The 25604-nt window shown below is 57.0% G+C and carries 33 protein-coding genes; 14 read left to right on the plus strand and 19 right to left on the minus strand.

Going from position 1 to position 25604, the window contains the following annotated elements:
- Positions 1-117 precede the first annotated feature (117 nt).
- The 3 genes from rpsI to zapE form a co-directional block, all read right to left on the minus strand.
- Positions 118-510: a 30S ribosomal protein S9 gene (gene rpsI / locus BW958_RS06985; RefSeq protein WP_076575003.1), complete on the minus strand. Its 393-nt coding sequence runs from the start codon at positions 508-510 to the stop codon at positions 118-120.
- A 15-nt stretch (positions 511-525) separates the two neighbouring features.
- Positions 526-954: a 50S ribosomal protein L13 gene (gene rplM / locus BW958_RS06990; RefSeq protein ID WP_076575004.1), complete on the minus strand. Its 429-nt coding sequence runs from the start codon at positions 952-954 to the stop codon at positions 526-528.
- A 268-nt stretch (positions 955-1222) separates the two neighbouring features.
- Positions 1223-2308, minus strand: coding sequence for a cell division protein ZapE (gene zapE / locus BW958_RS06995; RefSeq protein ID WP_076575005.1), 1086 nt, complete (start codon positions 2306-2308; stop codon positions 1223-1225).
- A gap of 128 nt (positions 2309-2436) precedes the next feature.
- On the opposite strand from zapE, the gene BW958_RS07000 reads away from it, so the two are divergent.
- The 3 genes from BW958_RS07000 (at position 2437) to degS (ending at position 5456) form a co-directional block, all read left to right on the plus strand.
- The gene (locus BW958_RS07000) at positions 2437-2814 is read left to right on the plus strand and encodes a Z-ring associated ZapG family protein (protein ID WP_076575006.1); all 378 of its coding nucleotides are present in this window, start codon (positions 2437-2439) and stop codon (positions 2812-2814) included.
- A 74-nt stretch (positions 2815-2888) separates the two neighbouring features.
- Entirely contained in the window at positions 2889-4256 is a 1368-nt protein-coding gene (locus BW958_RS07005) for a Do family serine endopeptidase (protein WP_076575007.1), read from the plus strand.
- A 111-nt stretch (positions 4257-4367) separates the two neighbouring features.
- Positions 4368-5456 (plus strand): outer membrane-stress sensor serine endopeptidase DegS, encoded by a 1089-nt coding sequence (degS, locus tag BW958_RS07010; protein WP_076575008.1) that lies wholly within the window; start codon positions 4368-4370, stop codon positions 5454-5456.
- 65 nt (positions 5457-5521) lie between these two features.
- Here degS and npr read toward each other — a convergent pair whose 3' ends face one another.
- From npr to BW958_RS07060, 10 genes are read right to left on the minus strand one after another with little or no spacing between them, the layout of a single operon-like run.
- A complete protein-coding gene (npr, locus tag BW958_RS07015) occupies positions 5522-5794 on the minus strand; it encodes a PTS phosphocarrier protein NPr (protein ID WP_076575009.1) in 273 nt (90 codons plus the stop codon).
- Positions 5795-5804: 10 nt separating this feature from the next.
- Positions 5805-6665, minus strand: coding sequence for an RNase adapter RapZ (rapZ, locus tag BW958_RS07020; protein ID WP_076575010.1), 861 nt, complete (start codon positions 6663-6665; stop codon positions 5805-5807).
- Between the two features lie 29 nt (positions 6666-6694).
- Complete coding sequence (gene ptsN / locus BW958_RS07025) at positions 6695-7141, minus strand: PTS IIA-like nitrogen regulatory protein PtsN (RefSeq protein WP_076575011.1); 447 nt, start codon at positions 7139-7141, stop codon at positions 6695-6697.
- A 1-nt stretch (position 7142) separates the two neighbouring features.
- A complete protein-coding gene (gene hpf / locus BW958_RS07030; RefSeq protein WP_076575012.1) occupies positions 7143-7430 on the minus strand; it encodes a ribosome hibernation promoting factor in 288 nt (95 codons plus the stop codon).
- Positions 7431-7451: 21 nt separating this feature from the next.
- The gene (locus BW958_RS07035; RefSeq protein ID WP_076575013.1) at positions 7452-8891 is read right to left on the minus strand and encodes an RNA polymerase factor sigma-54; all 1440 of its coding nucleotides are present in this window, start codon (positions 8889-8891) and stop codon (positions 7452-7454) included.
- Positions 8892-8943: 52 nt separating this feature from the next.
- On the minus strand, positions 8944-9666 hold the full coding sequence (gene lptB, locus BW958_RS07040; protein ID WP_076575014.1) for an LPS export ABC transporter ATP-binding protein: 723 nt from the start codon (positions 9664-9666) through the stop codon (positions 8944-8946).
- Positions 9667-9670: 4 nt separating this feature from the next.
- Positions 9671-10222 carry a lipopolysaccharide transport periplasmic protein LptA gene (lptA, locus tag BW958_RS07045; RefSeq protein ID WP_179078826.1) on the minus strand — a complete coding sequence of 184 codons (552 nt, stop codon included), beginning with the start codon at positions 10220-10222 and terminating at the stop codon, positions 9671-9673.
- A complete protein-coding gene (lptC, locus tag BW958_RS07050) occupies positions 10194-10754 on the minus strand; it encodes an LPS export ABC transporter periplasmic protein LptC (protein ID WP_076575015.1) in 561 nt (186 codons plus the stop codon). Before lptC ends, lptA begins: the two co-directional genes overlap by 29 nt.
- A complete protein-coding gene (kdsC, locus tag BW958_RS07055) occupies positions 10751-11305 on the minus strand; it encodes a 3-deoxy-manno-octulosonate-8-phosphatase KdsC (protein ID WP_076575016.1) in 555 nt (184 codons plus the stop codon). The genes lptC and kdsC overlap by 4 nt, the downstream gene beginning before the upstream one ends.
- On the minus strand, positions 11305-12300 hold the full coding sequence (locus BW958_RS07060; protein ID WP_083687261.1) for a KpsF/GutQ family sugar-phosphate isomerase: 996 nt from the start codon (positions 12298-12300) through the stop codon (positions 11305-11307). Before BW958_RS07060 ends, kdsC begins: the two co-directional genes overlap by 1 nt.
- 204 nt (positions 12301-12504) lie before the next feature.
- Here BW958_RS07060 and mlaF point away from each other — a divergent pair, with 204 nt between their 5' ends.
- From mlaF to murA, 7 genes are read left to right on the plus strand one after another with little or no spacing between them, the layout of a single operon-like run.
- Positions 12505-13308, plus strand: coding sequence for a phospholipid ABC transporter ATP-binding protein MlaF (gene mlaF / locus BW958_RS07065; RefSeq protein WP_143233038.1), 804 nt, complete (start codon positions 12505-12507; stop codon positions 13306-13308).
- The gene (gene mlaE / locus BW958_RS07070) at positions 13308-14087 is read left to right on the plus strand and encodes a lipid asymmetry maintenance ABC transporter permease subunit MlaE (RefSeq protein WP_076575018.1); all 780 of its coding nucleotides are present in this window, start codon (positions 13308-13310) and stop codon (positions 14085-14087) included. Before mlaF ends, mlaE begins: the two co-directional genes overlap by 1 nt.
- Positions 14088-14095: 8 nt before the next feature.
- Positions 14096-14578 (plus strand): outer membrane lipid asymmetry maintenance protein MlaD, encoded by a 483-nt coding sequence (gene mlaD, locus BW958_RS07075; protein ID WP_076575019.1) that lies wholly within the window; start codon positions 14096-14098, stop codon positions 14576-14578.
- A gap of 4 nt (positions 14579-14582) precedes the next feature.
- The gene (gene mlaC / locus BW958_RS07080; protein WP_076575020.1) at positions 14583-15215 is read left to right on the plus strand and encodes a phospholipid-binding protein MlaC; all 633 of its coding nucleotides are present in this window, start codon (positions 14583-14585) and stop codon (positions 15213-15215) included.
- Positions 15212-15466 (plus strand): STAS domain-containing protein, encoded by a 255-nt coding sequence (locus BW958_RS07085; protein ID WP_076575021.1) that lies wholly within the window; start codon positions 15212-15214, stop codon positions 15464-15466. Before mlaC ends, BW958_RS07085 begins: the two co-directional genes overlap by 4 nt.
- Before the next feature lie 8 nt (positions 15467-15474).
- Positions 15475-15732 (plus strand): BolA family iron metabolism protein IbaG, encoded by a 258-nt coding sequence (gene ibaG, locus BW958_RS07090; protein ID WP_076575022.1) that lies wholly within the window; start codon positions 15475-15477, stop codon positions 15730-15732.
- A 15-nt stretch (positions 15733-15747) separates the two neighbouring features.
- Positions 15748-17004 carry a UDP-N-acetylglucosamine 1-carboxyvinyltransferase gene (murA, locus tag BW958_RS07095; protein ID WP_076575023.1) on the plus strand — a complete coding sequence of 419 codons (1257 nt, stop codon included), beginning with the start codon at positions 15748-15750 and terminating at the stop codon, positions 17002-17004.
- Between the two features lie 55 nt (positions 17005-17059).
- On the opposite strand, the gene pmbA is transcribed toward murA, so the two are convergent.
- The gene (pmbA, locus tag BW958_RS07100) at positions 17060-18403 is read right to left on the minus strand and encodes a metalloprotease PmbA (protein ID WP_076575024.1); all 1344 of its coding nucleotides are present in this window, start codon (positions 18401-18403) and stop codon (positions 17060-17062) included.
- 114 nt (positions 18404-18517) lie between these two features.
- On the opposite strand from pmbA, the gene yjgA reads away from it, so the two are divergent.
- Positions 18518-19048, plus strand: a complete 531-nt coding sequence (yjgA, locus tag BW958_RS07105; RefSeq protein WP_076575025.1) for a ribosome biogenesis factor YjgA — start codon at positions 18518-18520, stop codon at positions 19046-19048.
- 57 nt (positions 19049-19105) lie between these two features.
- Here the strand turns inward: yjgA and aphA are convergent, their stop codons facing one another.
- Positions 19106-19807, minus strand: coding sequence for an acid phosphatase AphA (aphA, locus tag BW958_RS07110; RefSeq protein ID WP_083687262.1), 702 nt, complete (start codon positions 19805-19807; stop codon positions 19106-19108).
- 251 nt (positions 19808-20058) lie between these two features.
- Here aphA and BW958_RS07115 point away from each other — a divergent pair, with 251 nt between their 5' ends.
- The gene (locus BW958_RS07115) at positions 20059-21363 is read left to right on the plus strand and encodes an MFS transporter (RefSeq protein ID WP_076575027.1); all 1305 of its coding nucleotides are present in this window, start codon (positions 20059-20061) and stop codon (positions 21361-21363) included.
- Positions 21364-21481: 118 nt separating this feature from the next.
- Positions 21482-22042 (plus strand): gamma carbonic anhydrase family protein, encoded by a 561-nt coding sequence (locus tag BW958_RS07120; RefSeq protein ID WP_076575028.1) that lies wholly within the window; start codon positions 21482-21484, stop codon positions 22040-22042.
- A 62-nt stretch (positions 22043-22104) separates the two neighbouring features.
- Here BW958_RS07120 and BW958_RS07125 read toward each other — a convergent pair whose 3' ends face one another.
- From BW958_RS07125 to rpsF, 4 genes are all read right to left on the minus strand, one after another.
- Positions 22105-22848, minus strand: a complete 744-nt coding sequence (locus BW958_RS07125) for a ferredoxin--NADP reductase (protein WP_076575029.1) — start codon at positions 22846-22848, stop codon at positions 22105-22107.
- A 98-nt stretch (positions 22849-22946) separates the two neighbouring features.
- Positions 22947-23393 (minus strand): 50S ribosomal protein L9, encoded by a 447-nt coding sequence (gene rplI / locus BW958_RS07130; RefSeq protein ID WP_076575030.1) that lies wholly within the window; start codon positions 23391-23393, stop codon positions 22947-22949.
- Positions 23394-23442: 49 nt separating this feature from the next.
- Positions 23443-23673: a 30S ribosomal protein S18 gene (gene rpsR, locus BW958_RS07135; protein ID WP_005308890.1), complete on the minus strand. Its 231-nt coding sequence runs from the start codon at positions 23671-23673 to the stop codon at positions 23443-23445.
- A gap of 30 nt (positions 23674-23703) precedes the next feature.
- Complete coding sequence (gene rpsF / locus BW958_RS07140) at positions 23704-24102, minus strand: 30S ribosomal protein S6 (protein ID WP_076575031.1); 399 nt, start codon at positions 24100-24102, stop codon at positions 23704-23706.
- Positions 24103-24330: 228 nt separating this feature from the next.
- Between rpsF and BW958_RS07145 the strand changes: the two genes are divergently transcribed.
- Positions 24331-25551 (plus strand): Nramp family divalent metal transporter, encoded by a 1221-nt coding sequence (locus BW958_RS07145; RefSeq protein WP_076575032.1) that lies wholly within the window; start codon positions 24331-24333, stop codon positions 25549-25551.
- Positions 25552-25604: the final 53 nt, after the last annotated feature.

Raw genomic sequence — 25604 nt, forward strand, 5'->3', positions numbered from 1 at the left:
AAGCTGAAATCGTACCGTTGAACCTTACAGTTCAAGTAGATCAGAGAGATAAAAATGAAAAAGCCCGGCCGAAGCCAGGCTTTTTGAAACCCGCGAAGGGTTCGCAACCAAAGCGAATTAACGCTTGGAGTATTGCGGACGCTTACGAGCTTTGTGCAGACCGACTTTCTTACGCTCAACCTTACGGGCGTCGCGAGTAACAAAGCCAGCTTTACGCAGTTCAGAGCGCAGAGTCTCGTCATACTGCATCAGAGCACGGGTGATACCGTGACGGATCGCACCAGCTTGGCCGGAGATGCCACCACCGTTAACGGTGATGTACAGATCCAGCTTATCGGTCATTTCAACCAGTTCCAGCGGCTGACGAACGACCATGCGAGCGGTCGGACGGCCGAAGTACTGCTCCAGAGAGCGTTGGTTGATGACGATGTTACCGCTGCCTGCCTTGATGAAAACGCGTGCAGTGGAGCTCTTGCGACGGCCGGTACCGTAGTATTGATTTTCTGCCATGTTGCCAGTTCCCGATTAGATATCCAGTACTTGAGGTTGCTGAGCAGCGTGGTTGTGCTCGGCGCCAGCGTAAACTTTCAGCTTACGGAACATGGCACGGCCCAGCGGACCCTTCGGCAGCATGCCCTTGACGGCAGCTTCGATAACCATTTCCGGCTTACGCTGAATCAGCTTTTCAAAGCTGATGGACTTGATACCGCCCGGGAAACCGGAGTGGGCATGGTACATCTTGTCGGTAGTCTTCTTACCGGTTACATGAACCTTCTCAGCGTTGATAACGATGATGTAATCACCGGTGTCAACGTGCGGAGTGTACTCGGCTTTGTGCTTACCGCGCAGACGGGCAGCGATCTCAGTGGCGATACGACCCAGAGTCTTGCCTTCTGCGTCAACAACATACCAGTCACGCTTTACGGTTTCTGGCTTGGCAACGAAAGTTTTCATTAAGTTAAACCCAATTACCTGTTACAGACCCAATTGCTTGTGGGGGCTCACCCACAAACAACAAACGATAGCCTACCTGTACCCCTTCGAATACAAGTAAGACCTTAAAGAGTGCTGCCTAATTGACAGCTTGTAACGTGGGCCGGGCGATTATAAGTGAAGTTGCCTCAAATATCACCCCTCAATTTCACTGCCCATGAAATCTTGGAATCTCGCCCGGCCCTACCTGCCGCAGATGCCCATCCGACTGGCAGGCGCGATATTGTGACTAAGGAAGGTGCTCTCTGGCAAGGTATTCGTGCGATTGCATCTCCTGCAGTCGTGACAGACAGCGTGCAAACTCGAAATTGAGCAGCCCTTGGCTATACAAGGCTCCCATCGGGACCGCCGCAGAAATGATGAGTTTGACGTGCCGCTCGTAAAACTCGTCCACCATGGCGATAAAGCGGCGGGCCGCGTCATCGCTCCCCGCCCCCATAGGCTGAACATTGGCAAGCAGCACGGTGTGGTAGCAGTGAGATAACTCGACGTAGTCGCTCTGGGAGCGTGGCGTGCAGCAGAGCGCGGCAAAGTCGGCATACAGAACTCCGTCCTGCTGCCCCAGCACGGCGATCTGCCGCCCTTGCACCGTTAGCTCGCTGCTTTGCGGCTGGCTGCCACTCAAACTGGTAAAATAGTGACGCAGATTCTGCTCGGCCTTTTCATCCAGCGGGCAGTGATAAATTTCAGCCTGCTGCAAGGTGCGCAGACGATAGTCCACACCGCTGTCGACATTGATCACCCGGCAGTGACGCTCAATCTGCTCGATGGCTGGCAGAAAACGGGCGCGCTGCAAGCCGTTTCGATAAAGCTCGGCGGGCGGCACGTTCGAGGTGGCGACCAGCACCACCCCATTAGCAAACAGCGCCTGAAAGAGCGTCCCGAGCAGCATGGCATCGGTGATGTCCGAAACGAAAAATTCGTCAAAACAGATGATGTCGGTTTCACCGGACAACTGCTTGGCCAGGACGTTGAGTGGATCGGGTGTACCTGCCAGCGCCTTGAGCTCTGCATGGACCCGCAGCATGAAACGGTGAAAATGCATGCGCACTTTGCGTGACCCAGGCAGCGACTCGAAAAAAAGATCCATCAGCCAGGTTTTGCCACGGCCAACCCCACCCCACATATAGATTCCGGCGGGAGCACTCTTTGGCGTTTTGGGCGCCAGTGACCACCAGCGTCGTCTGGTCGGAGTCGGACGACTTAACAATTCCTGATAGAGTCGTTCCAGCTCGGTCACGGCCGCAGCCTGCGCCGGATCACTGGTGTAGCCGGTTCGGGCCAGCTCCTGCTGATAGCGCTGTTGAGGTGTCATCCTGATGGTGCATCCAAGTCCCTGAATATGGGACAAAATGGTACCACGCCCCCCACGGGCAAGGTATAGTTTCACTAAGAGCAGAACGACCGGTTTTGCTTGCTTGAATGGTTGTACAAGGAGCTTCTATGAGTCTTATGAGTGCAGTTGGACTGGCCATCATTGCCCTGATTCTGGGCTTTATCGTCGGTCGTCTCAGTGTCAGGAGCCGTGATGCCGGTCGCCTGGAGCAGGATCTGAAGAAGGCCAATCAGGAGCTGGCTCAATACCAGAATCAGATCTCCAGCCACTTTGCAGACAGTGCAGCCCTGATGGAACAAATGGCTGAGCAGTATCAGGAGCTCTATCGCCACATGGCAGATCAGAGCAAGTTCCTGGCTAAAAACAGTGAACTGTTCAAGAGCATTCCCCAAGCCGACGCTCCGGCCCCGGTCAAAGAACCCGATTTTCCGCCGCGTGACTATGCCGGCTCTTCCGGTCTGCTCAAAACAGCCAACCAGGACTGATTGAACTTCTTGCCTGTCGCCGTGGTCTCACCATGGCGTACAGCGTTGTTTTTTCTTCGGGAGCAGTCTTTATTATGCGTAAATCGTCCTCTTTGCTCAGCGTAGTTGCCTTAAGCGTCGGAATGGCTCTTTTTGCTGCCCCCTCCTACGCCTCGTTGCCTTCCTTGTTTGGTAGCAGTGACAACAGTCAGATGCCGAGCCTTGCTCCGATGATTGAGCAGGTCACTCCGGCGGTCGTTAACATTTCCGTCTCTGGCAAGAAGATCACTCGCCAGCGTCTGCCCGAGCCGTTCCGTTACTTCTTTGGCCCCGATATGCCAGAAGAGCAGGTGCAGGAACAACCGTTCCAGGCTCTGGGCTCCGGGGTCATCGTGGATGCCAAGAAAGGCTATGTCATCACCAATGCCCACGTGGTGCATGAGGCGGATGAGATCAAAGTAAGCCTGAAAGATGGCCGCGAATTCAAAGCCAAGAAGATTGGCGAGGACAAACAATCCGATATCGCGCTGCTGCAAATCAAGGCAGACAACCTGGTGCAGATTGCTATTGCCGACTCTGACCAACTGCGCGTCGGTGATTACGCGGTCGCTATCGGCAACCCGTTTGGTTTGGGTCAGACTGTCACCTCGGGTATCGTCTCTGCGCTCGGTCGCAGCGGCCTGAATATCGAGAATTTCGAAAACTTCATCCAGACTGATGCAGCCATCAACTCGGGGAACTCGGGCGGAGCGCTGATTAACCTCAAGGGCGAGCTGATCGGTATCAACACCGCGATTCTTGGCCCCAACGGCGGCAATATCGGTATCGGTTTTGCGATTCCCTCCAACATGGTGCGCGACCTGACCGACCAGATTGTCAAATTTGGCGAAGTACGTCGTGGCCAACTGGGTATCCAGGGCACTGAGCTTACCTCCGACATCGCCAAGACCTTCGGCTATGACAAGCAGTACGGTGCGTTCGTCAACCAGGTTATGCCGGGGTCGGCCGCCGAGAAGGCGGGCATCAAGGCTGGCGACATTATCGTTAGCATCGACGGCAAGGAGATCCGCTCCTTTGGTGAGTTGCGAGCCAAGATCGCCACCATGGGCGCCGGCAAGCAAGTCAAGCTGGGTCTGATCCGCGATAGCAAGCCAATGGATGTTGCCGTCACACTCAAACGTGCCGACGACACCGATGTGCGCGCCAGCGTGCTCAATCCGGCGCTGGAAGGGGCCAAGCTCAGCACTGTCACCGACCCGGTCAGCGGCGTTGCAATCAGTGAGATCAAGGATAACTCCCCGGCTGCGGCAACCGGCCTGCAGAAGGGTGACATTATTATCGGGGTGAACCGGGTGCGGGTGAATAATCTGGAAGAGCTGACCAAGGTGCTCAAGACCAAGTCAGACGTGCTGGCACTCAATATCCAGCGTGGCGACGCCTCGCTCTATCTGGTTATCCGCTAATCCGTCCTGTTTTAGCCCATCGATAAGCCGCAGCCTGTCTGCGGCTTATTTTTGCGCAGTATCAGGGGATAGTGCTATGCTCTCGCTGCGCAAAATTCGGACCGACATAATATGAAAATATCGCCTTTTCTCAGCTACTTGGGTAAAGCCATCGGCTTTGGGCTGACACTTGCCCTGTTTCTGCTGCTGCTTTTTCCCAGTCTAAGGGGGGGCGCGCCGCTGACCAATACGTCCGGGCGCGATCTGAGCTTTGCCTACGCTGCCAACCGGGCCGGACCGGCGGTCGTGAATATCTATACCCGCAGTTTCAGCCGCTCTGATAACAACCAGACCGAATTACGGCCGCAAGGGCTGGGCTCTGGCGTCATCATGAGCGAGCGCGGACATATCCTGACTAACTACCATGTGATTGCCGAAGCGGACCAGATCATCGTGGCCCTACAGGATGGGCGCATCTTTACCGCCGAGCTGGTGGGCACTGACAAGCTGACCGATCTGGCAGTGCTTTCCATTGAGGCCGATGCTCTGCCGGTTATTCCACAAAATACCGATAACCAGCCAGAAGTCGGTGATGTGGTGCTTGCTATCGGCAACCCCTACAACGTGGGCCAGACCATCACCCAAGGCATTATCAGCGCTACCGGGCGTATTGGGCTCTCTAGCATGGGGCCGGAAAGTAATGGCCGCCAGGACCTGCTGCAGACCGATGCCGCTATCAATGCCGGCAACTCGGGCGGCGCCTTGGTCAACACCCGGGGCGATCTGGTGGGCATCAATACTGCGGCGTATCACATTGATGGCAATCAGGAGAGCTACGGCATCAGCTTTGCCATCCCTTACAAGCTGGCCAAGCGCATCATGGACGAGCTGATCCGAAACGGCCGGGTGATTCGCGGCTATCTCGGTATCTCCAGCATCGAGATCAATCCGCTGGTTGCCCGCATGATGAAGCTGGGCGATTTGCAGGGTCTGGTGGTGGAAAGCCTTGACCCGTCGGGGCCCGCCAGCAAAGCCGGCATGCAGCGCGGCGATGTGCTGCTGAAAATCAACGGCGCGGCCATCAAAAGTATCCGTAGTGCCATGGATCAGATCGTCGAAACCCGGCCGGGAAGCAAGCTGACATTTACCCTGGTCAGAGACGGTAAAACCATAGATCTGCCGGTGACCATCGAAGAGGATATGCGCTATCCGCAGCGCTAATCCCGGGCAAACGCACTAAACGAAAACGGCTGGCACACGCCAGCCGTTTTTCGTTTCATAAATCGTTACTCTTCGTCAAAACCGTTGGCAAAGAGTTCAACCACTGCCTGCAGTGCCTGGGTTTCCTGTGGCCCATCAACGATGACATCCACGTGGCCACCTTGCGCCGACTCGAGCATTAACATAGCGATAATGCTGTTGGCCTCAGCTTCATCACCGGCTTCGTTGCGCAGCAGCACCTGGGCGTCGAATTTTTGCACCAGCTCATAGAGCATCATGGCGGGACGAGCATGCATACCCAACTTGTTTTTGACCTCAACCGATGCGTGCAGCGTCATGACAACTCCTTTAATGAGCGCTCTTTTCCAGCGTGCGATGGCGTAGCTGGACATTTTTACCTAAAGCACGGAATGCTGCTGCGAGCCGCTCCGCAATAAACACAGAACGGTGCTGTCCGCCGGTACAGCCAATGGCGACCGTCAGATAACTGCGGTTATTGCGCTCAAGATGAGGCAACCAAGTGGTGAGCATGGTCTCAATCTGCTGGATAAACAGCATCACGTCCTGCTGGCTGGCCAGATAGTCCATCACTGGCTGATCGAGGCCGGTCAGGGGTTTTAGCTCGGCGATCCAGTGCGGATTGGGCAAAAAACGGGCGTCAAACACGAAATCAGCATCCTTCGAGATGCCATATTTAAACCCGAACGATTCCATAACCACCACCAACTCGCTCTCTTTTTTACCGAGTACACGGGTTTTGATGAGCTCACTGAGATCATGAATGCTCAGCGTGGTGGTATCGATATGCAGATCGGCGGTTGAAGAGAGTGGAGCCAGCAGATTAGTCTCTTCACGAATCGCCTCATCCAGTGTCAGCTGTTTGCGTGACAGGGGATGTAAGCGCCGGCTTTCACCATAGCGCTTGAGCAGCGTGCTGTTGTCGGCGTCGAAAAAGAAGCTGGTGAACTGTACCCGCCCTTCGTTACGCACTTGATGAAGCAGCGCTTCGAGTCGCTCCGGATCGTCAGGGAGGTTGCGCACATCAATGCTGACCGCCAGCCGATCATACTGCCCTTCCACCGCCACTATTAGCTGGGGCAGCAGATTGACCGGCAGATTGTCGACGCAGTAATAGCCAAGGTCCTCAAGGACCCGCAGTGCCACGGTTTTACCTGAGCCGGAGCGTCCGCTGACGATGATAAGTTGCATGATGCCTCCCGAAGTGACCACAAGCGACGTCAGGCAGAAGTCATGATCTGGTAGAGCTCTTCGTCGCTGGTTGCCTGACGCAACTGACGGCACACCGCTTTATCAGCCAGCCGCGACGCCATCAACGAGAGGGTTTTAAGGTGCTGTTTGCATTCACTTTCCGGAACCAACAGGGCAAATAGCAGATCGACAGGTTGATTATCAACCGCATCAAAGGAGATGGGCTCGGCAAACGTCAGCAGGACGGCGGTTGGAGGGAACTGATCATTGATACGGCCATGGGGAATGGCGATGCCACCACCGATACCGGTGCTGCCCATTTTTTCCCGTGCCAGCAGACACTCAAACAGTGTCTGGCGTGAGGTGCCAAGGTGGTCGGCGGCTAGCTCGCTAATCAGCTCCAGCGCCCGTTTTTTGCTACTACAAGGGACTGCACTGCGCGTGCAGTCCCTGCTCAGAATGAGTTCCAGTTGCATGTTATTTCTGCTGCAGCTTGTCTTTGTGCTTGATGATCTGACGATCTAGCTTGTCGATCAGGGTATCGATGGCGGCATACATGTCAGCATGCTCGGAGTTGGCAAACACTTCTCCACCATTGATGTGAAGTTTGGCTTCGGCGATCTGGTTGAGCTTCTCGACGTTCAGGACCACATGCACGTTATTAATATGGTCGAAATGACGCTCTAGCTTGGCAAACTTGCTTGTGACGTAATCACGCAGTGCTTCGGTGATTTCTACATGGTGTCCAGTCAGATTGATTTGCATAACGTCTTCCTTATGTTTTGCCTAAACCAGGCGTTTGCGCTGATTGGATGGTGGGATCAACAGGGACTCGCGATACTTGGCGATGGTCCGGCGAGCCACCATGATACCCTGTTCAGCCAAAAGGTCAGTGATCTTGCTGTCACTGAGCGGCTTGGCTGGGTTTTCGGCCGTCACCAGTTTCTTGATCAAGGCGCGGATGGCGGTCGATGAGCACTCTCCCCCTCCCTCTGTATTGACGTGGCTCGAGAAGAAATATTTCAGCTCGAAGATCCCACGCGGCGTATGCATGTACTTCTGGGTTGTCACCCGAGAGATGGTCGACTCGTGCATCTCGACCGCCTCGGCGATGTCATTGAGCACCATGGGCTTCATCGCCTCTTCACCATATTCGAAGAAGGCTTGCTGCTGTTCCACGATGCAGTTGGCCACCTTGAGCAGGGTATCATTGCGGCTCTCCAGGCTCTTGATGAACCAGCGCGCCTCCTGCAGGTGAGACCGGATAAACTGGGTATCCGAGCTATTGCGAGCCTGGCGCGCCATGGCGGCGTAGGTCTCGTTGACACGGATGCGGGGGGCTGAGTCAGGATTGAGCTCGACAACCCAGCGATGACCCTTTTTGACCACCGACACATCGGGGATCACGTATTGGGATTCGGAGTGAACGACACTGTTCCCGGGGCGTGGCTCGAGTTGCTGGATCAGATCCAGCACCTCTTTGAGGTCACTTTCGCGCAGTTTGGTCTTGCGCGCCAGGGTGCGGTAGTCGCGTGCCCCCAGCAAGTCCATGTGCTCGGTCACGACTTCAACCGCCTCTTTTAGCCAGGGCACCGAGGGGTCAAACTGTCCAAGCTGGATCAGCAAACACTCTTGTACCGAGCGAGCGGCGACACCGATGGGATCGAAATGCTGAACGCGCTTGAGCACGGCTTCGACTTCATCCATCTCAACCGGTGACTCTTCGGAGTTGACCGCAGTCAGAATATCCTCGAGCGAAACGGTCAAATAGCCGGACTCGTCCACCGCATCGATGATGGCAAGCGCAATGGCGGCATCGAGATCAGAAAAAGGGGTCAGACGCATCTGCCACAGCAGATAGTCTTGCAGTGTTTCGGTGGTTTCCCCCTGATACACCGCATCCTCACCATCAAAACTCGGCGCCGCCAACTGGGCCGTTCCGGCCGAGTAAACTTCGTCCCAGGTGGTATCGACCGGCAAATCATCCGGCATCTGCTCCTGCGACATGGCCTCGGAGCTGTCCATTTGGCTCACATCCGGGATCTGGTCGAGCGACGCATCGTCCGATTCGCTCTCCTCTTGCTCCAGCAGCGGGTTGCTCTCGAGCACCTGCTGGATTTCTTGCTGAAGTTCCAGAGAAGAGAGCTGGAGTAGACGGATAGCTTGTTGTAGTTGTGGCGTCATGGTCAGTGATTGACCCAGACGCAACTGAAGAGTCGGCTTCATCTACGTTGGAATGTCCTTATATGCAGCACTCAGGCCCAGGGCTTCACCCTTACTATAGACTGAATTGATCGCCCAGATAGACGCGCTTGACCTGCTCATCGACAAGAATTTCTTCCGGAGTTCCCTCCGCGATCATCTTGCCGTGGCTGACGATATAGGCCTTTTCGCACACATCCAGAGTCTCTCTGACATTGTGGTCGGTGATCAAGACACCCAGCCCACGATCCTTGAGATGCTGGATTATCTTCTTGATGTCAATCACGGAGATGGGGTCCACCCCGGCAAACGGCTCATCCAGCAGGATAAAGCGCGGATCGGCCGCCAAAGCGCGGGCAATCTCTACCCGACGCCGCTCACCACCGGAGAGGCTCTGCCCCAGACTGTCACGAATATGGGTAATATTGAACTCCTCAAGCAGTTGCTCGACCTGTTCATGACGTTCACTGCGGCTGAGTTTGCGCGTCTCCATCACCCCCATCAGATTTTCATAGACGGTCAGACGGCGGAAAATAGATGCTTCCTGAGGCAGATAACCGATGCCGTTGCGGGCACGCTCATGCATCGGTAGGGCACTGATGTCACGCTCATCGATGGTGATGGTCCCGGCATCACGCTGCACCAGACCGACAATCATGTAAAACGAGGTGGTCTTGCCCGCCCCGTTGGGGCCGAGCAAGCCAACGATCTGGCCGGTGCCCACTTCCAGGCTGACATCACTGACTACCTGGCGCGCCTTGTAACTTTTCTGCAAGCCGGTCGCTTTCAATACTGCCATGGGGTTATTCCTTCTTGCCGGTGGAGCCTTGCTCACCGGCCGGCTTGTCAAAGCTTTGCACCTGATCGGGCAGGAAGACACTCTTAACGCGGGAGTTCTGCTGATTACCCTCGGCAACCATCTTCTGCTTGACGATGTCGTAGCGGATCACGTCGCCATTGATCTGGCTATCATCCTGCTTGAGCTCGGCATTACCGGTAATGGTGACCAGCTTTTTCTTAAGCTCATAGCGGATGGTATCACCGTGAGCATTCACCGGCTTGCCATTGTCGAGGATCTGGAAGAAGGTGGCCGGCTTGCCATAAGCGGTCATCACGTCGCTTCCCTTTTCACCAGAACGAATCACCACCACCTTCTCTGCCTTGATGCGGATAGTACCCTGATTGATGGTCACATCTTTATTAAAGGTCAGGCGGTTATCCTGCAACTCTGCAGTCTGGGTCACGGCATCCACGTAGACCGGCTCGGAGAAGTCGGACTGCTTGGCCTGCACCGTAGCGCAGAAAAGAATGCCCAACAGGGCCAGATTAGCGTTTTTGATTGAAATAGATCGCATGACTCTGTTCCAGTAATTCAAAATAGCGTTTGTCGAGATTGCCCTTCAGCCCGACCCCTTCGGTCTGCACCAGATCACCTTTCGCGATGACCTTGCTGTTGCTGCGCACATCCTTGCTGTTGAGATCGAGCTCCAGATAACTGGTATCGATGGTGCGCACCATGGCATCAGGCAACAACCCATCCACATGAATATCGTTACGCAGTACCGCGTTGTCACCGACGTTCCAGACCCCCTCTTTGGCACTGATTTTCCACTCGGGAATGCCTTGCTGGTTGTAAAGAGTTAGTCGGGGCTCCTGTAACTGGGCCATGTCGATAGAACGAAAATACTCGGTAAAACGGCTCTCAAGGTGACGGGTCAGACGGCCATTGCTGTCAAACTCACGGGTCACCACATTTTGCGCCACAAAATCGGGCTGAAAGTGCTCTTTCTTGGCGTTATCCGGTGCTTGGGGCTTTTCGTCAAGCACTTGCCAGCACGCCAGCGCAGCCAGAAACAGCAGGCCAAACATCAGGGTCTGACGGTTCATACCGATGCCTCCCCTTCTGACGGCAGTAATCCACGCGCTTGCAGCAGCAGATCACACACTTCGCGAACCGCGCCAAAGCCGCCACCAATGCGGGTGACATAATCCGCCTCACGCACCACCAGCGGATGCGCATCCGCCACCGCGATGCCCAGACCACAGGCCCGCATCACGGGCAGATCGATGGTGTCATCACCAATGTAAGCCGCCTGCTCAGCGCTGAGTCCCAGTTTGGCCAGCAGCTGCTCAAAGTGCGGCAGCTTGTCATCGGCCCCTTGCACCAGATGACGCACGCCCAGATTTTGCATCCGGTCACTGACAATCCGGGAATTGCGGCCGGTGATGACCCCTATATCGACACCCGCCTTCATCACCGCCTTCATGCCCGCGCCATCACGAGTACAGAAGGTCTTGAACTCTTCACCGTTATTGCCAAGGTAAATAAGGCCGTTGGAGAGCACGCCATCCACGTCGCAAATCAGCAGCCGAATGGCGGCAGCTCGTTGCAGTACGGTCGCCGGCACGGCGCCATACAGCGTCATCACAGAGGACATCAAATCACTCTCGCTCTGAGCAGATCATGCATATTGAACGCACCCAGTGGTCGACGTGCAGCATCCACCACCAGTAACCCGTTAATCTTGCGGGTTTCCATCAGTTTGACGGCTTCTGCTGCCATCATCTCCGGCCCTACGGTAACACAGTTGGCCGTCATGACCTGACTGATCGGTGTGTGGTGGATATCCACCTGCTGATCCAGGATCCGGCGCAGGTCGCCATCGGTGAACAAGCCGGCCAGCGCGCCATCAGCCGTTACGATGGCGGTCATGCCAAGCCCCTTGCGGCTCACCTCCAGCAAGGCTTCGCTGATGGTGGCATCGATTGCCACCAGGGGCAACTGCTCACCAGCGTGCATAATATCGCTCACCCGCAGCAGCAAGCGCTTACCAAGGGAGCCACCCGGATGGGAAAGCGCAAAATCATCAGCCGTGAAGCCGCGCGCCTCAAGCAGCGCAACGGCAAGAGCATCTCCCATCACCAACGTTGCCGTGGTGCTGGAGGTCGGCGCCAAGCCCAGCGGACAGGCTTCACGTTCGACACGAATGCACAGATGCACGTTGGCTTCCCGCGCCATGGTCGAGGCCGGATTGCCGGTCATGCAGATAAGCGGAATGCCACGGCGTTTGAGCACCGGCAACAGGGCCAGAATTTCGTCACTCTCGCCAGAGTTGGAGATCGCGATGATGAGATCCCCTTCCGAGATCATGCCAAGGTCGCCATGACTGGCTTCGCCCGGATGCAGGAAAAAGGCCGGCGTACCGGTGCTGGCCAGGGTAGCGGCAATCTTGCTGCCGATATGACCGGACTTGCCCATGCCGGTGACCACTATCTTGCCACCGCAATGCAGAATCATTTCACAGGCGCGGTCAAACGCCTCGTCAAGGTATGCGAACAAGCCAGCAATCGCCTGCTGTTCAACTTCCAGCACCTGACGGGCACTCTGACAAAAACGGGACATCACAGGCACCTTGTGGCTCACTTCAGACATGGTTCATCGGGCTCCGTAGAGGATTAAGCTGCGGGATTATAAAAAACTCTGCCCCTGTTGGCGAATTGCAACGGTGTTAGGGTGTCGAAAAGCACTTTTCACGACAGGAAATTGTCGTAATAATGAGCGGCTCTCCTGCCGGACAGTTGTTCCTGGTCGTTGCTTCGCTCTAGACTAGCCCCTAAAATTTGCCCCTCATCACAATTGGATGGATGCGCATTGAGTCCCGACCTGATTACCATCAAGGATCTGACCTTCAGTCATGGCGATCGCCTGCTCTATGACGGCATCAGCATGAACCTGCCTCGTGGCAAGGTGACCGCTATCATGGGCCCGAGCGGCATCGGCAAGACCACGCTGCTGCGGCTTATCGGTGGCCAGCTTAAGCCAACTTCCGGCCAGGTTCTGTTTGATGGGGAAGATGTTCCCACCTTGTCGCGCAGCCGGCTGTATGAAGTGCGCAAGCGCATGAGCATGCTGTTTCAAAGCGGCGCGCTGTTTACCGGCATGACCGTATTTGACAACGTGGCGTTTCCGCTGCGCGAGCACTCCGGCCTGCCGGAAGCGCTCATCCACACCATTGTGATGATGAAACTCGAAGCTGTCGGGCTACGCGGCGCTGCCAACCTGATGCCCTCCCAGCTTTCGGGCGGGATGGCCCGCCGGGCAGCACTGGCGCGCGCTATTGCCCTCGACCCAGATCTCATCATGTATGACGAACCGTTTGTCGGCCAGGACCCCATCACCATGGGAGTACTGGTAAAGCTCATCAGGGAGCTGAACGATGCGCTGGGCATCACCTCGGTCATCGTGACTCACGATGTGACCGAAGTAATGACCATCGCCGACTATGCCTACATCATTGCCAACCGCAAGGTGGTAGCCCACGGCACGCCTGATCAACTTAGGCGCGAAGAGAATCCCGAGGTGGCACAGTTTCTCAATGGTCTGCCGGACGGCCCGGTGCCTTTCCATTTCCCGGCCGGCCCCCTGTTACAGGATCTCTGATGTTGATTGATTTGATTGGCCTGCTGGGCCAGCGCGGGGTGCGCTTTATCACTGCCATCGGGCGAGCCGGCATCATGCTGTTTCATGCCCTGTGTGGCCGGCCAGAGCCGCGCAAACACTTTCCACTGCTGGTGCAGCAGCTGTATGTCATCGGTGTGCAGTCGGTCGCCATCATGCTGGTTTCCGGTCTGTTTATCGGCATGGTGCTCTCACTGCAGGGCTTTAATGTACTGAAAGATTTCGGCGCGGTGCAGAGTCTGGGACCACTGGTCTCCTTGTCGCTGCTGCGCGAATTGGGGCCAGTGGTCACGGCGCTGCTGTTTGCCGGCCGAGCTGGCTCGGCCCTGACCGCCGAGATCGGTCTGATGAAGGCCACCGAGCAGCTGTCCAGCCTGGAGATGATGGCAGTCGATCCTCTGCGCCGGGTCGTTGCACCTCGATTCTGGGCCGGTGTCATCAGTATGCCGCTGCTGGCGTGCATGTTCAGTCTGATCGGCATCATCGGCGGCAAGCTGGTGGGCGTTGACTGGCTCGGCGTTGACGAAGGCGGTTTCTGGTCAGCCATGCAGGCGGCTGTAGACTGGCAGGAAGACATCATGCAAGGCGCCACCAAAAGCCTGATTTTTGCCATTGTAGTGACCTGGATTGCGCTTTTTAACGGCTATAATGCCCGCCCCACCTCGGCCGGGATCAGCCAAGCGACCACTCGCACCGTGGTCCACTCATCCCTGGCCGTGCTTGGCCTGGATTTCGTACTCACCGTACTCATGTTTGGATAAGGTAAACGATGAAGTTCAGCAAAACAGAGTTTATGGTAGGCAGTTTTATGCTGGCCGGCATCGGTGCCATCCTGGCGCTGGCTCTGCAGGTGGCAGGAATCAACTTCAAGAGCGAAGGGGAAACCTATACCATCTACGCCCATTTCGATAATATCGGCGGCCTGAAAGTGCGCTCACCGGTCAAAGTAGGTGGCGTGGTCGTCGGTCGAGTCACCCAGATTGGCCTGGATGCCAAGAGCCAGGTACCGCTGGTGACCATGGAGATGCAGAAGTCGGCCGGAGAATTCTCTGAAACCAGCACCCTTTCGATCCTCACCTCTGGCCTGCTCGGCGAGCAGTATGTTGGCCTGACCCCGGGGTTTAGCGACGAAGAGATGGGGACCAAAGAGCTCAAAAATGGCGACACCGTGGGTGATACCAAGTCGGCCATTGTACTGGAGGACCTGATTGGCAAGTTCCTCTACAGCAAGTCTGAAGGCAGTAAGGAGTAAAGAGATGTTGAAAAAAATGCTGCTGGCCCTCGGCGTTGTCGCTGGCCTGATTTTCTCACTGGTGGCCCGGGCTGACGATTATCCGGCGGACCCCTTCTCGCTGGTGCAAACCGCGGCGAACAAGACCTTTGCCCGCCTCAAGTCGGATCAGAGTGAGATCAAGAAGAATCCGGACCATCTGCGTACCATCATCCGTGAAGAGCTGCTGCCCTACATCGACACCCGCTTCGCGGCCTTCAAGGTGATTGGTAACCAGATCAAGCAGACCACTGCGGAGCAGCGCGATGACTTCGTGCAGGCGTTTACCGAGTACATGATCAGCTCCTATGCCAACGCACTGGCTCATTACGACAAGCAGACCGTGCAGGTCGAGCCGACCCGCGCCATCTCCGGTGATATCACCTCGGTCAATCTGACTGTCAAGGAAGCCGGCAAGCCGGACATCATGCTGGAGTTCAAACTGCGTAAAAATAGCAAGACCGGCCAGTGGAAAGCCTTCGACATGGTGGCCGAACGCATCAGCCTGCTCTCTGCCAAGCAGAGCGAGCTGGGCGGCCTTATTCGTCAAAATGGCATCGATGCAGTCATCAAACAGCTGCAAGAGCACAACGCCAAGCCGCTGGTGCTGGACAAATGAAACTGAGCGGCGACTTGCAGAGCCAACAGGTCCGCGAGCTGTGGCAACAGCGTGATAGCTGGTTGCAGGATGACAGTATGGATCTTGCTGCTGTCACCAGCCTCGACTCGGCTGGCGTCGCGCTAATGGTCAAATGGGCACTGGCAGCAGGTGAGCGCGGAGCACCCGCTCGCCTCACGTCAGTTCCCGCCGACTTTACCCAGTTGGCCACCCTCTATGGCGTGGCCGACCTCTTTTCTATCGAATCGTAAGGATGACTATGCACGTCTCTGAAATCGAAGCTCTGCTGCGAGACGCTCTGGCGTTGACCGAAGTGCATGTCAAAGGTGATGGCAGCCACTATCAGGTGATTGCAGTCAGTGACATGTTCGATGGTATGAGCCGAGTCAAGAAACAACAGGCGATTTATGCCCCGCTGATGGATAAAATCGCCGCCAATGAAATCCACGCCCTCTCCATCAAGGCTTTTACCGAAGCCGAGTGGAAGCGTGAACGTAAATTTTTGCTGCCCTCCTGATTGGTAACCTGAGAAATGGACAAATTTAAAATCGATGGTCGTTGTTCCCTCAATGGTGAGGTGACCATCTCCGGCGCCAAGAACGCCGCCCTGCCGATCCTGTTTGCGACCCTGCTGTGTGATGAAGAGGTGATCCTCTCCAACGTACCGCGTCTCAAAGACGTGGCGACCACCATCAAACTGCTGGAACTGCTCGGCGCGTCCACTAAGGTCAATGGCAATGTCACCGTACTGACCGGTGCCGTTAACAACCACGTCGCCCCTTACGAGCTGGTCAAGACCATGCGCGCCTCCATTCTGGCGCTCGGTCCGCTGGCTGCCCGTTTTGGCGCGGCTGACGTCTCACTGCCGGGTGGTTGCGCCATCGGTGCCCGTCCGGTCAACCTGCACGTGCACGGTCTCGAATTGATGGGTGCCAAGATCACCATCGAAGAGGGCTATATCAAGGCGCGCGTGGATGGCCGCCTCAAGGGCGCCCACATTCTGATGGACATGGTCTCCGTGACCGGTACCGAAAACCTGATGATGGCCGCCACGCTGGCTGATGGCCGCACCGTGATTGAAAACGCCGCCCGTGAGCCGGAAGTGGTCGATCTTGCCAACTTCCTCAACACTCTCGGCGCCAAGATCCAGGGCATCGGCACTGACACCCTGATCATCGACGGGGTCGAGCGTCTGCACGGCGGTAGCTACACCGTACAACCGGACCGTATCGAAACCGGAACGTTCCTGGTGGGCGCAGCAGTGACCGGCGGCAAGATTGTCTGCCGCAACACCGATCCGACGCTGCTGGAAGCGGTGCTGGTGAAACTCGAAGAGGCCGGCGCCCTGATTGAGAAGGGTCAGGACTGGATCAGCCTGGACATGACCGGCCGTACTCTCAAGCCGGTCACCATCAAGACTGCACCATATCCGGCGTTCCCCACCGACATGCAGGCCCAGTTCACCGTGCTCAATGCGGTGGCCAAGGGCACCGGCATGATCACCGAGACCATCTTCGAAAACCGCTTTATGCACGTTCCCGAGCTGGTGCGCATGGGTGCGGACATCGAACTGCAGGGCAACGTGGCCATCTGCCGTGATGCCGAGCAGCTCAAAGGTGCCCAGGTAATGGCCACTGATCTTCGCGCCTCCGCCAGTCTGGTACTGGCCGGCTTTGTGGCCGAGGGGATCACCATCGTCGATCGCATCTACCACATCGACCGTGGCTACGAGAACATCGAGCAGAAGCTGCAAGGCCTGGGTGGCCGCATCGAGCGGATCAAGGAGTAATCCTTGTACTCATAAAAAACGGCGCCTTATGGCGCCGTTTTTATTGCCCGCAGACTCAGTGGCCGGCCAGCTTCATATTTTCAATCAGCACCGAGCCGGTACGCAGACTGGAGCGATCGTCGATATCGCTGCCGATAGCGACGATCTGGCGGAACATCTCGGGCAGGCTTCCGGCGATGGTGATCTCTTCGACCGGATAGGCAATCTCGCCATTTTCGACCCAAAATCCCGAGGCGCCGCGCGAGTAGTCACCATTGACGATATTGACCCCCTGCCCCATCAATTCGGTCACCAACAGGCCGGTGCCCATCTGCTTGAGCAGCGCCGGGAAGTCCTGGCCACTGTGGGAAACCTCCCAATTGTGGATGCCGCCCGCGTGACCTGTGGTGGTCAGCCCCAGCTTGCGCGCCGAGTAAGAGGTGAGCAGCCAGGTCATCAGACGGCCATCACGGATGATGTCAAGCTCGCGGGTACGTACCCCTTCTCCATCGAACGGCGCGCTCGCCAGCCCGCCTTGGAGGTGCGGATGCTCGGTAATGGTAAGCCATTCGGGCAAAATGATCTGGCCGAGCTGGTCAAGCAGGAAGCTCGACTTGCGATAGAGGTTACCGCCGCTGATGGCCATCACCAAATGCCCCCACAGACCGGATGCGGTATCGGGATGGAACAGCACCGGAACCTGGCAGGTGCCAATCTTGCGGCCACCCAGACGAGAGAGGGTGCGCTCGACCGCTTCGTCAGCGATACGCTGCGGACTCCAGAGATCGTCGCGGCGACGGCTGCAGCTCCAGCCATAGTCGCGCTGCATCTCGCCATCCTGCTCACCAATCAAGACGCAGCTCAGTGAATGGCGTGACGCAGCATACCCCTTCACAAAGCCGTGACTGTTGCCATAGACCTTGACCCCAAGATGGCTGGTATAGCCTGCGCCATCGGAGTGCTTGATGCGCGGATCACGCCCCATGGCCAGTCGCTCGCACTCCAGTGCCAGTTCGGTGCCCGCGGCCGGGTCGAGATCAACCGGATGACAGAGCGCCAGATCCGGCGCATCCCAAGCCAGCAGTTCGGGGTCAGCCAGTCCGGCGGCCTCATCACGTGAGGTATGGCGGGCTATCTCGATGGCGGCCTCGACGCAGGCGCGAATCGCCTCACGACCCAGATCCGTGGTAGAGGACGAGCCCTTGCAACCATCGCGATAGACGGCAATCCCGAGCGCACCGTCCTTGTTGAACTCGATGCTCTCCAGCTCGCCCCCGCGGGTGTTGACGGAGAGGCCGGTCTGCTTGCTGATGGAGACTTCGGCCAGAGAGGCGCCCAACGACTTGGCAATCTCAAGAGCGTCGGCCACTGCCGACTCAAGTTGGGTCTGTTCCTGGCGGATTTGCGCTTGCTGATCCATACATCCAGTCTGATAGGTGAAAAGTCACTAGCATAACAGAGCCCAGCAAAGGGCGGGAGAAGCTGGTAACATATCGGCCAACCCGTGCGAAGAACATCACAGGACCAAGAATCAATGAGCCATTTTAACGACGACCAGCATGACGAGTGGGAAGACTGGGGCCCCAGCAAGAGCCAGCTCAAGCGTGATGCCGAGGCGTTGCAGGCGATGGGGGAAGAGATTGTCGACCTCAAGCCCAGCGAACTCGAAAAGGTGCCGCTCGACGAAGAGCTGGCCGACGCCGTGGCCATGGCCCACAAGCTCAAGCCAAAGAAGAACGAAGCGTATCGCCGCCACCTGCAGTTTATCGGCCGCTTGATGCGCAGCCGCGATGTGGAGCCGATTGCCGAAGCACTCTCCATCATCAAAAACCGCCACGCGACCGCCAATGCCCGCCAGCACCGGCTGGAGCAGTGGCGTGAGCGTCTGATCAGCGAAGGCGATGAAGCGCTCAATGAGCTGCTCGGTCAGTTCCACGACCTCGACAGACAAAAACTGCGCCAACTGCTGCGCTCGGTACAAAAAGAGCGTGAGCAGAACAAGCCGCCCGCGGCCTATCGCGAGCTGTTCCAGTATCTGCGCAGCGAGCTGGAAGACGTGCTGTAAGCAGCCACCACACTAAAGAGGGATGCCATTGGCATCCCTCTTTTCATTTGCGGCGCATCAGTATTGCGAGTCGACCAGCACCTCTTCGCCAAGCGCACCGGCCTGCGGCAGCGGTTTGTAGGTGGAGTTGGCGGCCCGCAGCAGACGAACACCACGAGCGCCCACTTCACGGGCGGCCTTGATATCGCCGTCGGAGTCACCGTAGTAGAGGGTGATGCCCTTGTCTTTGAGCCACTGCACCTTGGTATTCTGGCCCGGTTTATCACCGGCAAAGATAACCGGATTGAGTGCAGCCTTCGGAATAGCGAAGTCCTTTTGCAAGGTGGCCGTCACGGTCTCGGTTTTGGTCTGGCTACGGCCGGTGATGAAATAGATCTTGTCACCACGTTTTAAGTGCAGATCAATCAGGGCGCGGGCCGCCTCTTTGGGAATGCTGAAATCATCCCAACCGTTGTTCATCTTCTCCCAGAACGCCGGATTCTTCAGATAGCTTTCATCCTTGGGAGAGAACTCCTGTTTGCCCCGATAAAAACCCGGGCTCGAGAACAGCAAGGTGTCATCGATATCAAACCCCACCGCTGTCGGCTTGGTGGCCGCGAGGCTGGCTGCGACCTGCTCGACCGACACCCAATGGATGGGGGCTTGATGGGCCAGCACGGCCACCGTGGTGCCTTGGGCAGCGGTATCGGCCAACGCCGGTTGCAGCGCAGCACCGGCCAGCAGGGAGCAGAGCAACAGGGCAGAACGGGAAAGACGCATAAGAGACTCCTGATGATGGCAAAAGGAGGCATGGTGCAGCATCACCACCCACCAATATGTGACCTTATTCACAGCTTCATAAGCGACCCCTGGCTGCAACCGACCAGATGGGGCAACGGAGAGTTCAAAAAATCGCAAGACTGTGTTGCAGATTGCGCGATTTACAAGCTGGTAACCCAAACATTAAGGTCAGAGGAGGCACTCCTTGCCTGGCAAGGGAGCACGCACTAGAACGATAAAAGGGAATATCGATGACAGCACAGACCCAACCCCGTCCACTCAACCGACAGGATTACAAAACACTCGGCTTGGCCGCTCTCGGCGGCGCCCTCGAATTTTACGATTTCATCATCTTCGTGTTTTTTGCAGTGGTAATTGGCGGACTGTTTTTCCCAGCCGACATCCCGGAATGGCTGCGCCAGTTCCAGACGTTCGGCATCTTTGCCGCCGGTTATCTGGCCCGCCCGCTCGGCGGCATCATCATGGCCCACTTCGGCGATCTGGTCGGCCGCAAGCGCATGTTTACCTTGAGCATCATCATGATGGCGCTGCCGACGCTGCTGATTGGTCTGCTGCCCACCTATGACACGCTCGGCATCTTGGCGCCGGTGCTGCTGCTGGCGCTGCGCATTCTGCAAGGTGCCGCCATCGGTGGTGAAGTTCCGGGTGCCTGGGTATTTGTGGCTGAGCACGTACCGGCCAAACGGGTTGGCGTAGCTTGCGGCGTACTGACTGGCGGCCTCACCGCCGGCATCCTGCTCGGCTCGCTGGTGGCGACCGCCATCAACAAGGGGTTAACCCCGGCAGAAGTGACCGAATGGGGCTGGCGACTGGCGTTTGTACTGGGTGGTGTGTTTGGTATCGTAGCCATGTATCTGCGCCGCTGGTTGCACGAAACCCCGGTTTTTGCCGAGCTGCAGGCGAACAAGGCGCTGGCCGCCGAGCTGCCGCTGCGCACCGTGCTGCGCGAACACAAGGGCAGCGTACTCATCTCCATGCTGCTGACCTGGCTGCTGTCGGCCGCCATCGTGGTAGTGATCCTGATGACCCCGACCTATTTGCAGAAAGCCTATGCGGTGACGCCGGCTGACTCGCTGCAAGCCAACTCATTGGCCATCATTGCACTGACTATCGGCTGCGTGGTATTTGGCCGCTTGTGTGATGCCATTGGTAGTGCACGCACCTTCCTGCTCGGCAGTGCAGCGCTGGCGATTACCGTGACGCTGTTCTACCACGGTCTGCAATCAGGCACCGAGAGCATGGTGCTGAACTATGTGCTGGCCGGATTCTGTGTCGGCATCGTTGGCGCCGTTCCCTACGTGATGGTCAACGCATTTCCGGCAGCGGTTCGCTTTACCGGGCTCTCGTTCTCCTACAACGTGGCTTACGCCATCTTCGGTGGCCTCACCCCCATGCTGGTGACTCTGTGGATGAAGGAGGACGTATTGGCCCCCTCCCACTATGTCACCGCCGTGTGCGCCGTCGGTTTCGTGGTTGGTCTGGCTCTGCTGATGCTCAATCGCCGCAGTGCCCAAACCGCCGCCTCACCGGCATAACTGAGAGCCCTGCGGGGCCCTTCGCTTTTCTTGGACAGACCAGTTAAGTGTTTCGCCACGCAGGGAGCTGGCGTAAGCTCACTAGCCGACATCCGCTCATAAACCCAAGGGAAACGGCATGATCCGCAAAAACCCCTCCGGCCACCTGCCGGTCATTCATGAATCCGCCTATATCGACAAAACGGCGATTATCTGCGGCAAGGTGATCGTGAAGGAGAATGTCTTCGTTGGCCCCTATGCGGTGATCCGCGCCGACGAGGTGGATGAACACGGGGAGATGGAGCCGATTGTGATTGGCGCCAACTCTAATATTCAGGATGGCGTGGTGATCCACTCCAAGTCAGGCGCCGCCGTCACCATCGGTGAATACACCTCGATCGCCCACCGCTCCATCGTGCATGGACCTTGTGCAGTGGGTAACCGGGTCTTCATCGGCTTTAACAGTGTACTGTTTAACTGCCAGATTGGTGATGGTTGCGTGGTGCGCCACAACTCGGTGGTCGATGGCTGCGATTTGCCGCCAGAGTTCTATGTGCCTTCCACCACTCGCATCAATCACCACAGCGATCTGGCCAGCATTCCCAAGGTCACCGTGGATGCGACCGAGTTTTCCGAAGACGTGGCCCACACCAATATCGATCTGGTCAAAGGCTACAAGGCGCTCTCCAACGAGTTCTAAACCCAGCAGGCAGGGCTTTTTGCCCTGCCTTTGCAGCGGTTACCACCAGCTTTCGCTGGCATTTACCAATAGTGCTCTGCGGTGATTTGACCCGGCTTGCGACGCAGGTTTTTGGCCAGCCCGCGCGCGAGCAAGATAGCCTGGGTATCGCGCACCATCTCGGGATTACCGCAGATCATCACCTGACTGTTCTCTGCCGAGATGTTTAGCCCCACCTTCTGCTCCAGCGCCCCCTTCTCAATGGCTGAGGGGATACGGCCGCCCAGTGCGATTCCCCAGGTTTCGCGGGTGACCATGGGCACATAGTGAAAGCGATCCCCCCACTGCTCGGCAAAAGAGCGAATCAGCGGCTGATAAGTCAGCTCGGCCCCAAAACGCACCCCATGCACCAGCACCAGGTTGTCAAAGCGGGTCGCCACATCCCCTTGCGCCAGAATCGAGAGAAAAGGACCGATGGCCGTACCGGTCGAGAGCATCCACAGATCACGTCCGGCCGGTATTTCGTCGAGGGTGAGAAAACCGGCAGGATTGGCCGCAATCAGCAGTTTGTCGCCCACCTCAAGGTCGCCCAGACGCGGAGTCAGTGCGCCTTCAGGGATTTCGACGATATAGAATTCGTGCCAGGGGGCGCCGGGGGGATTGACGAAGGAGTAGGCGCGCTGAATGCGCTGCTCACCGGCCTGCAGTGCCAGCTTGGTAAATTGCCCCGCCTGATAGGGTGGCAAATCAGCGCTGACGCGCAGGGAAAAGTGGGTCCGGGTCCAGTTGATTCGCTCATGCACTGTCCCTTCAATCCAGTCGCTCATCACACGCTCCTCACAGGCCAACTTCCACCACTCTAGCCTGTGAAGCGAGAATAAAAAACCCGCGACAAGCGCGGGTTTTTCGACCAGAAGGTTGTCGATTACTCGGCAACAACCTGGATTTGTACGGTTGCCTTGACGTCAGCGTGCAGCTGAACAACAACTTCGTACTCACCGGTGGAACGCAGAACGTTGCCCATGCGAACTTCGCTCTTGGACACGGCTACGCCAGCAGCAGTGATAGCCTCAGCCACGTCGCGGGTACCGATGGAGCCGAACAGCTTGCCTTCGTCACCGGCCTTGGAGGCGATAACAACAGCAGCCAGTTCGCCCAGCTTGGCAGCGCGCTCTTGAGCGGCAGACAGGTTGGAGGCCAGCTTGGCTTCCAGCTCAGCACGACGTGCGTCGAAAGAGGCGATGTTGGCCTTGGTAGCCATCACAGCCTTGCCTTGCGGGATCAGGAAGTTACGGGCAAAACCAGGCTTAACATTAACTTGGTCACCCAGACCGCCCAGCTTGGCGATCTTATCGAGCAGGATAACTTGCATTACCTTTCCTCTATAAATTTCGTTGAGTTAGGCTTAAGTGCCGGACTGATTACTTGTTGTGCAGATCAGTGTACGGCAGCAGAGCCAGGTAACGGGCGCGCTTGATGGCGCGAGCCAGCTGACGCTGATACTTGGCACGGGTACCGGTGATACGGCTCGGTACGATCTTGCCAGATTCAGTGATGTAGTTCTTCAGGGTAACGATATCTTTGTAGTCGATCTCGGTTACGTTCTCAGCGGTGAAGCGGCAGAACTTGCGACGACGGAAATAACGTGCCATTGCCTTTATCCTCTAGTCAGTGATCCGGAATTACTCTTCTGCAGAAGCTTCAACAGCTTCAGCAGCGTCTTCGCCACGTACGTCGTCACGACGGAAAGAAGAACGCTCTTCTCTGGCCTTGGCCATCGGAGAAACTTCAGTCACGGCGTGCTTGGTACGCATGATCATGTTACGGATAACGGCATCGTTGAAGCGGAAGTTAGTTTCCAGTTCGTCGATGACAGCCTGCTCGGCTTCAACGTTCAGCAGAACGTAGTGAGCCTTGTGCAGCTTCTCGATCGGGTAGGCCAGTTGACGACGGCCCCAGTCTTCCAGGCGATGGATCTTGCCACCAGAGGTGGTGATGGCGCCAGTGTAGCGCTCGATCATGCCAGGAACTTGCTCGCTCTGGTCCGGATGAACCATGAAGACGATTTCGTAATGACGCATTATCAGCTCCTTACGGGTTAATCAGCCTCCGCCCGGGTGCAGCCAAACCTCGGAGGCAAGGAACGTGTTTGTGAAAGTCGCTGCTTTATTAGGGCGGCGTATTGTACGAAATGCATGCCATGACTGCAATCGGTAAATCTTTAGTCCCTATCAATCCTATCCACAGAAACAATTGATAATAATTCTCAGTTGCATGTATTCTGATTCCATAGAACGTGGAGGTGTACCATGCAACCAGCTTCTCTGGCGTTGCCGCAATCACGCAAACTGCGGCTGAGCCTGCTTGGCCCGGCCTTTATCGCGGCAATCGGCTATATCGATCCAGGCAATTTCGCGACCAATATTCAGGCAGGCTCTGCATTTGGCTATCAATTGCTGTGGGTCGTGGTCTGGGCCAATCTGATGGCCATGCTGGTGCAAACCCTCTCGGCCAAACTCGGGATCGTCACTGGCCGCAACCTGGCCGAGCATATTCGCGACCGGCTGCCCAAACCGGCAGTATGGCTGTACTGGATCCAGGCCGAGATCATTGCCATGGCGACCGATCTGGCTGAATTTATCGGCGCGGCCGTCGGCTTTAAGCTACTGCTTGGCATTAGCCTGCTCGAAGGGGCGACCTTAACCGCCGTGGTCACCTGGGGGATTCTGGCGCTGCAAAACCGTGGCCAAAAGCCGCTGGAGTGGGTCATCGGTGGGTTGCTGCTGTTTGTAGCCCTGGCCTATGTGATGGAGCTGCTGCTCTCGCGCCCCCATCTGCCAAGCCTGCTGCAAGGCGCCCTGGTGCCGGGATTGCCCAACTCCGATGCACTCTATCTGGTCGCCGGGGTACTGGGTGCCACCGTGATGCCGCATGTCATCTATCTGCATTCAGCGCTGACTCAAGATCGCAGCGACGCCAGCATCGATCAGCGGCTGCATAACACCCGGGTGGACGTGGCGATTGCCATGACCATCGCCGGCTTCGTCAATCTGGCAATGATGGCCATGGCCGCGGCGGCGTTTCACTACCATGGCCACACTCAAGTGGCTGAACTGGAGAGCGCCTACGCCACCCTCACCCCTCTGCTCGGCCAAGCGGCGGCGACCTTGTTTGGCCTCTCTCTGGTGGCATCGGGCATCAGCTCCACCGTGGTTGGCACGCTGGCCGGTCAGGTGGTGATGCAAAGCTTCGTGCGCTTCTCTATTCCGCTCTGGTTGCGCCGCCTTATTACCATGGCTCCCGCCTTTGTGGTCATCGCCATGGGGAGCAACACCACCGAGGTGCTGGTGATGAGTCAGGTTGTGCTGAGCTTTGGTATTGCACTGGCTCTGATCCCGCTGTTGATGCTGACCGGTGATCGCCAGTTGATGGGTGAGCATCGCAACCATCCGCTCACCCAGGCGCTGGGACGGCTGATTGTGGCGCTGGTGGTGGGTCTGAACGCCTATCTGCTGGTTGCCATGCTGTAAGCTTTGACGGGCGGCCTGTGTCGCCCGTCACTTTTTGGGTATCCTCACCGCCA

The organism is Aeromonas sp. RU39B, from assembly GCF_900156095.1.
Lineage (GTDB): Bacteria > Pseudomonadota > Gammaproteobacteria > Enterobacterales > Aeromonadaceae > Aeromonas.

What these genes read in the sequence shown, in the direction of transcription:
- rplI (WP_076575030.1), bottom strand. Translation starts at nt 23,393, where the DNA reads ATGCAAGTTATCCTGCTCGATAAGATCGCCAAGCTGGGCGGTCTGGGT.
- degS (WP_076575008.1), top strand. Translation starts at nt 4,368, where the DNA reads ATGAAAATATCGCCTTTTCTCAGCTACTTGGGTAAAGCCATCGGCTTT.
- BW958_RS07085 (WP_076575021.1), top strand. Translation starts at nt 15,212, where the DNA reads ATGAAACTGAGCGGCGACTTGCAGAGCCAACAGGTCCGCGAGCTGTGG.
- mlaD (WP_076575019.1), top strand. Translation starts at nt 14,096, where the DNA reads ATGAAGTTCAGCAAAACAGAGTTTATGGTAGGCAGTTTTATGCTGGCC.
- BW958_RS07125 (WP_076575029.1), bottom strand. Translation starts at nt 22,848, where the DNA reads ATGAGCGACTGGATTGAAGGGACAGTGCATGAGCGAATCAACTGGACC.
- BW958_RS07115 (WP_076575027.1), top strand. Translation starts at nt 20,059, where the DNA reads ATGACAGCACAGACCCAACCCCGTCCACTCAACCGACAGGATTACAAA.
- rpsR (WP_005308890.1), bottom strand. Translation starts at nt 23,673, where the DNA reads ATGGCACGTTATTTCCGTCGTCGCAAGTTCTGCCGCTTCACCGCTGAG.
- BW958_RS07000 (WP_076575006.1), top strand. Translation starts at nt 2,437, where the DNA reads ATGAGTCTTATGAGTGCAGTTGGACTGGCCATCATTGCCCTGATTCTG.
- ptsN (WP_076575011.1), bottom strand. Translation starts at nt 7,141, where the DNA reads ATGCAACTGGAACTCATTCTGAGCAGGGACTGCACGCGCAGTGCAGTC.
- BW958_RS07120 (WP_076575028.1), top strand. Translation starts at nt 21,482, where the DNA reads ATGATCCGCAAAAACCCCTCCGGCCACCTGCCGGTCATTCATGAATCC.
- zapE (WP_076575005.1), bottom strand. Translation starts at nt 2,308, where the DNA reads ATGACACCTCAACAGCGCTATCAGCAGGAGCTGGCCCGAACCGGCTAC.
- yjgA (WP_076575025.1), top strand. Translation starts at nt 18,518, where the DNA reads ATGAGCCATTTTAACGACGACCAGCATGACGAGTGGGAAGACTGGGGC.
- BW958_RS07005 (WP_076575007.1), top strand. Translation starts at nt 2,889, where the DNA reads ATGCGTAAATCGTCCTCTTTGCTCAGCGTAGTTGCCTTAAGCGTCGGA.
- rapZ (WP_076575010.1), bottom strand. Translation starts at nt 6,665, where the DNA reads ATGCAACTTATCATCGTCAGCGGACGCTCCGGCTCAGGTAAAACCGTG.
- BW958_RS07035 (WP_076575013.1), bottom strand. Translation starts at nt 8,891, where the DNA reads ATGAAGCCGACTCTTCAGTTGCGTCTGGGTCAATCACTGACCATGACG.
- lptA (WP_179078826.1), bottom strand. Translation starts at nt 10,222, where the DNA reads ATGCGATCTATTTCAATCAAAAACGCTAATCTGGCCCTGTTGGGCATT.
- lptC (WP_076575015.1), bottom strand. Translation starts at nt 10,754, where the DNA reads ATGAACCGTCAGACCCTGATGTTTGGCCTGCTGTTTCTGGCTGCGCTG.
- aphA (WP_083687262.1), bottom strand. Translation starts at nt 19,807, where the DNA reads ATGCGTCTTTCCCGTTCTGCCCTGTTGCTCTGCTCCCTGCTGGCCGGT.
- lptB (WP_076575014.1), bottom strand. Translation starts at nt 9,666, where the DNA reads ATGGCAGTATTGAAAGCGACCGGCTTGCAGAAAAGTTACAAGGCGCGC.
- pmbA (WP_076575024.1), bottom strand. Translation starts at nt 18,403, where the DNA reads ATGGATCAGCAAGCGCAAATCCGCCAGGAACAGACCCAACTTGAGTCG.
- rpsF (WP_076575031.1), bottom strand. Translation starts at nt 24,102, where the DNA reads ATGCGTCATTACGAAATCGTCTTCATGGTTCATCCGGACCAGAGCGAG.
- rplM (WP_076575004.1), bottom strand. Translation starts at nt 954, where the DNA reads ATGAAAACTTTCGTTGCCAAGCCAGAAACCGTAAAGCGTGACTGGTAT.
- npr (WP_076575009.1), bottom strand. Translation starts at nt 5,794, where the DNA reads ATGACGCTGCACGCATCGGTTGAGGTCAAAAACAAGTTGGGTATGCAT.
- hpf (WP_076575012.1), bottom strand. Translation starts at nt 7,430, where the DNA reads ATGCAAATCAATCTGACTGGACACCATGTAGAAATCACCGAAGCACTG.
- rpsI (WP_076575003.1), bottom strand. Translation starts at nt 510, where the DNA reads ATGGCAGAAAATCAATACTACGGTACCGGCCGTCGCAAGAGCTCCACT.
- ibaG (WP_076575022.1), top strand. Translation starts at nt 15,475, where the DNA reads ATGCACGTCTCTGAAATCGAAGCTCTGCTGCGAGACGCTCTGGCGTTG.
- mlaC (WP_076575020.1), top strand. Translation starts at nt 14,583, where the DNA reads ATGTTGAAAAAAATGCTGCTGGCCCTCGGCGTTGTCGCTGGCCTGATT.
- BW958_RS07145 (WP_076575032.1), top strand. Translation starts at nt 24,331, where the DNA reads ATGCAACCAGCTTCTCTGGCGTTGCCGCAATCACGCAAACTGCGGCTG.
- mlaE (WP_076575018.1), top strand. Translation starts at nt 13,308, where the DNA reads ATGTTGATTGATTTGATTGGCCTGCTGGGCCAGCGCGGGGTGCGCTTT.
- BW958_RS07060 (WP_083687261.1), bottom strand. Translation starts at nt 12,300, where the DNA reads ATGTCTGAAGTGAGCCACAAGGTGCCTGTGATGTCCCGTTTTTGTCAG.
- murA (WP_076575023.1), top strand. Translation starts at nt 15,748, where the DNA reads ATGGACAAATTTAAAATCGATGGTCGTTGTTCCCTCAATGGTGAGGTG.
- kdsC (WP_076575016.1), bottom strand. Translation starts at nt 11,305, where the DNA reads ATGTCCTCTGTGATGACGCTGTATGGCGCCGTGCCGGCGACCGTACTG.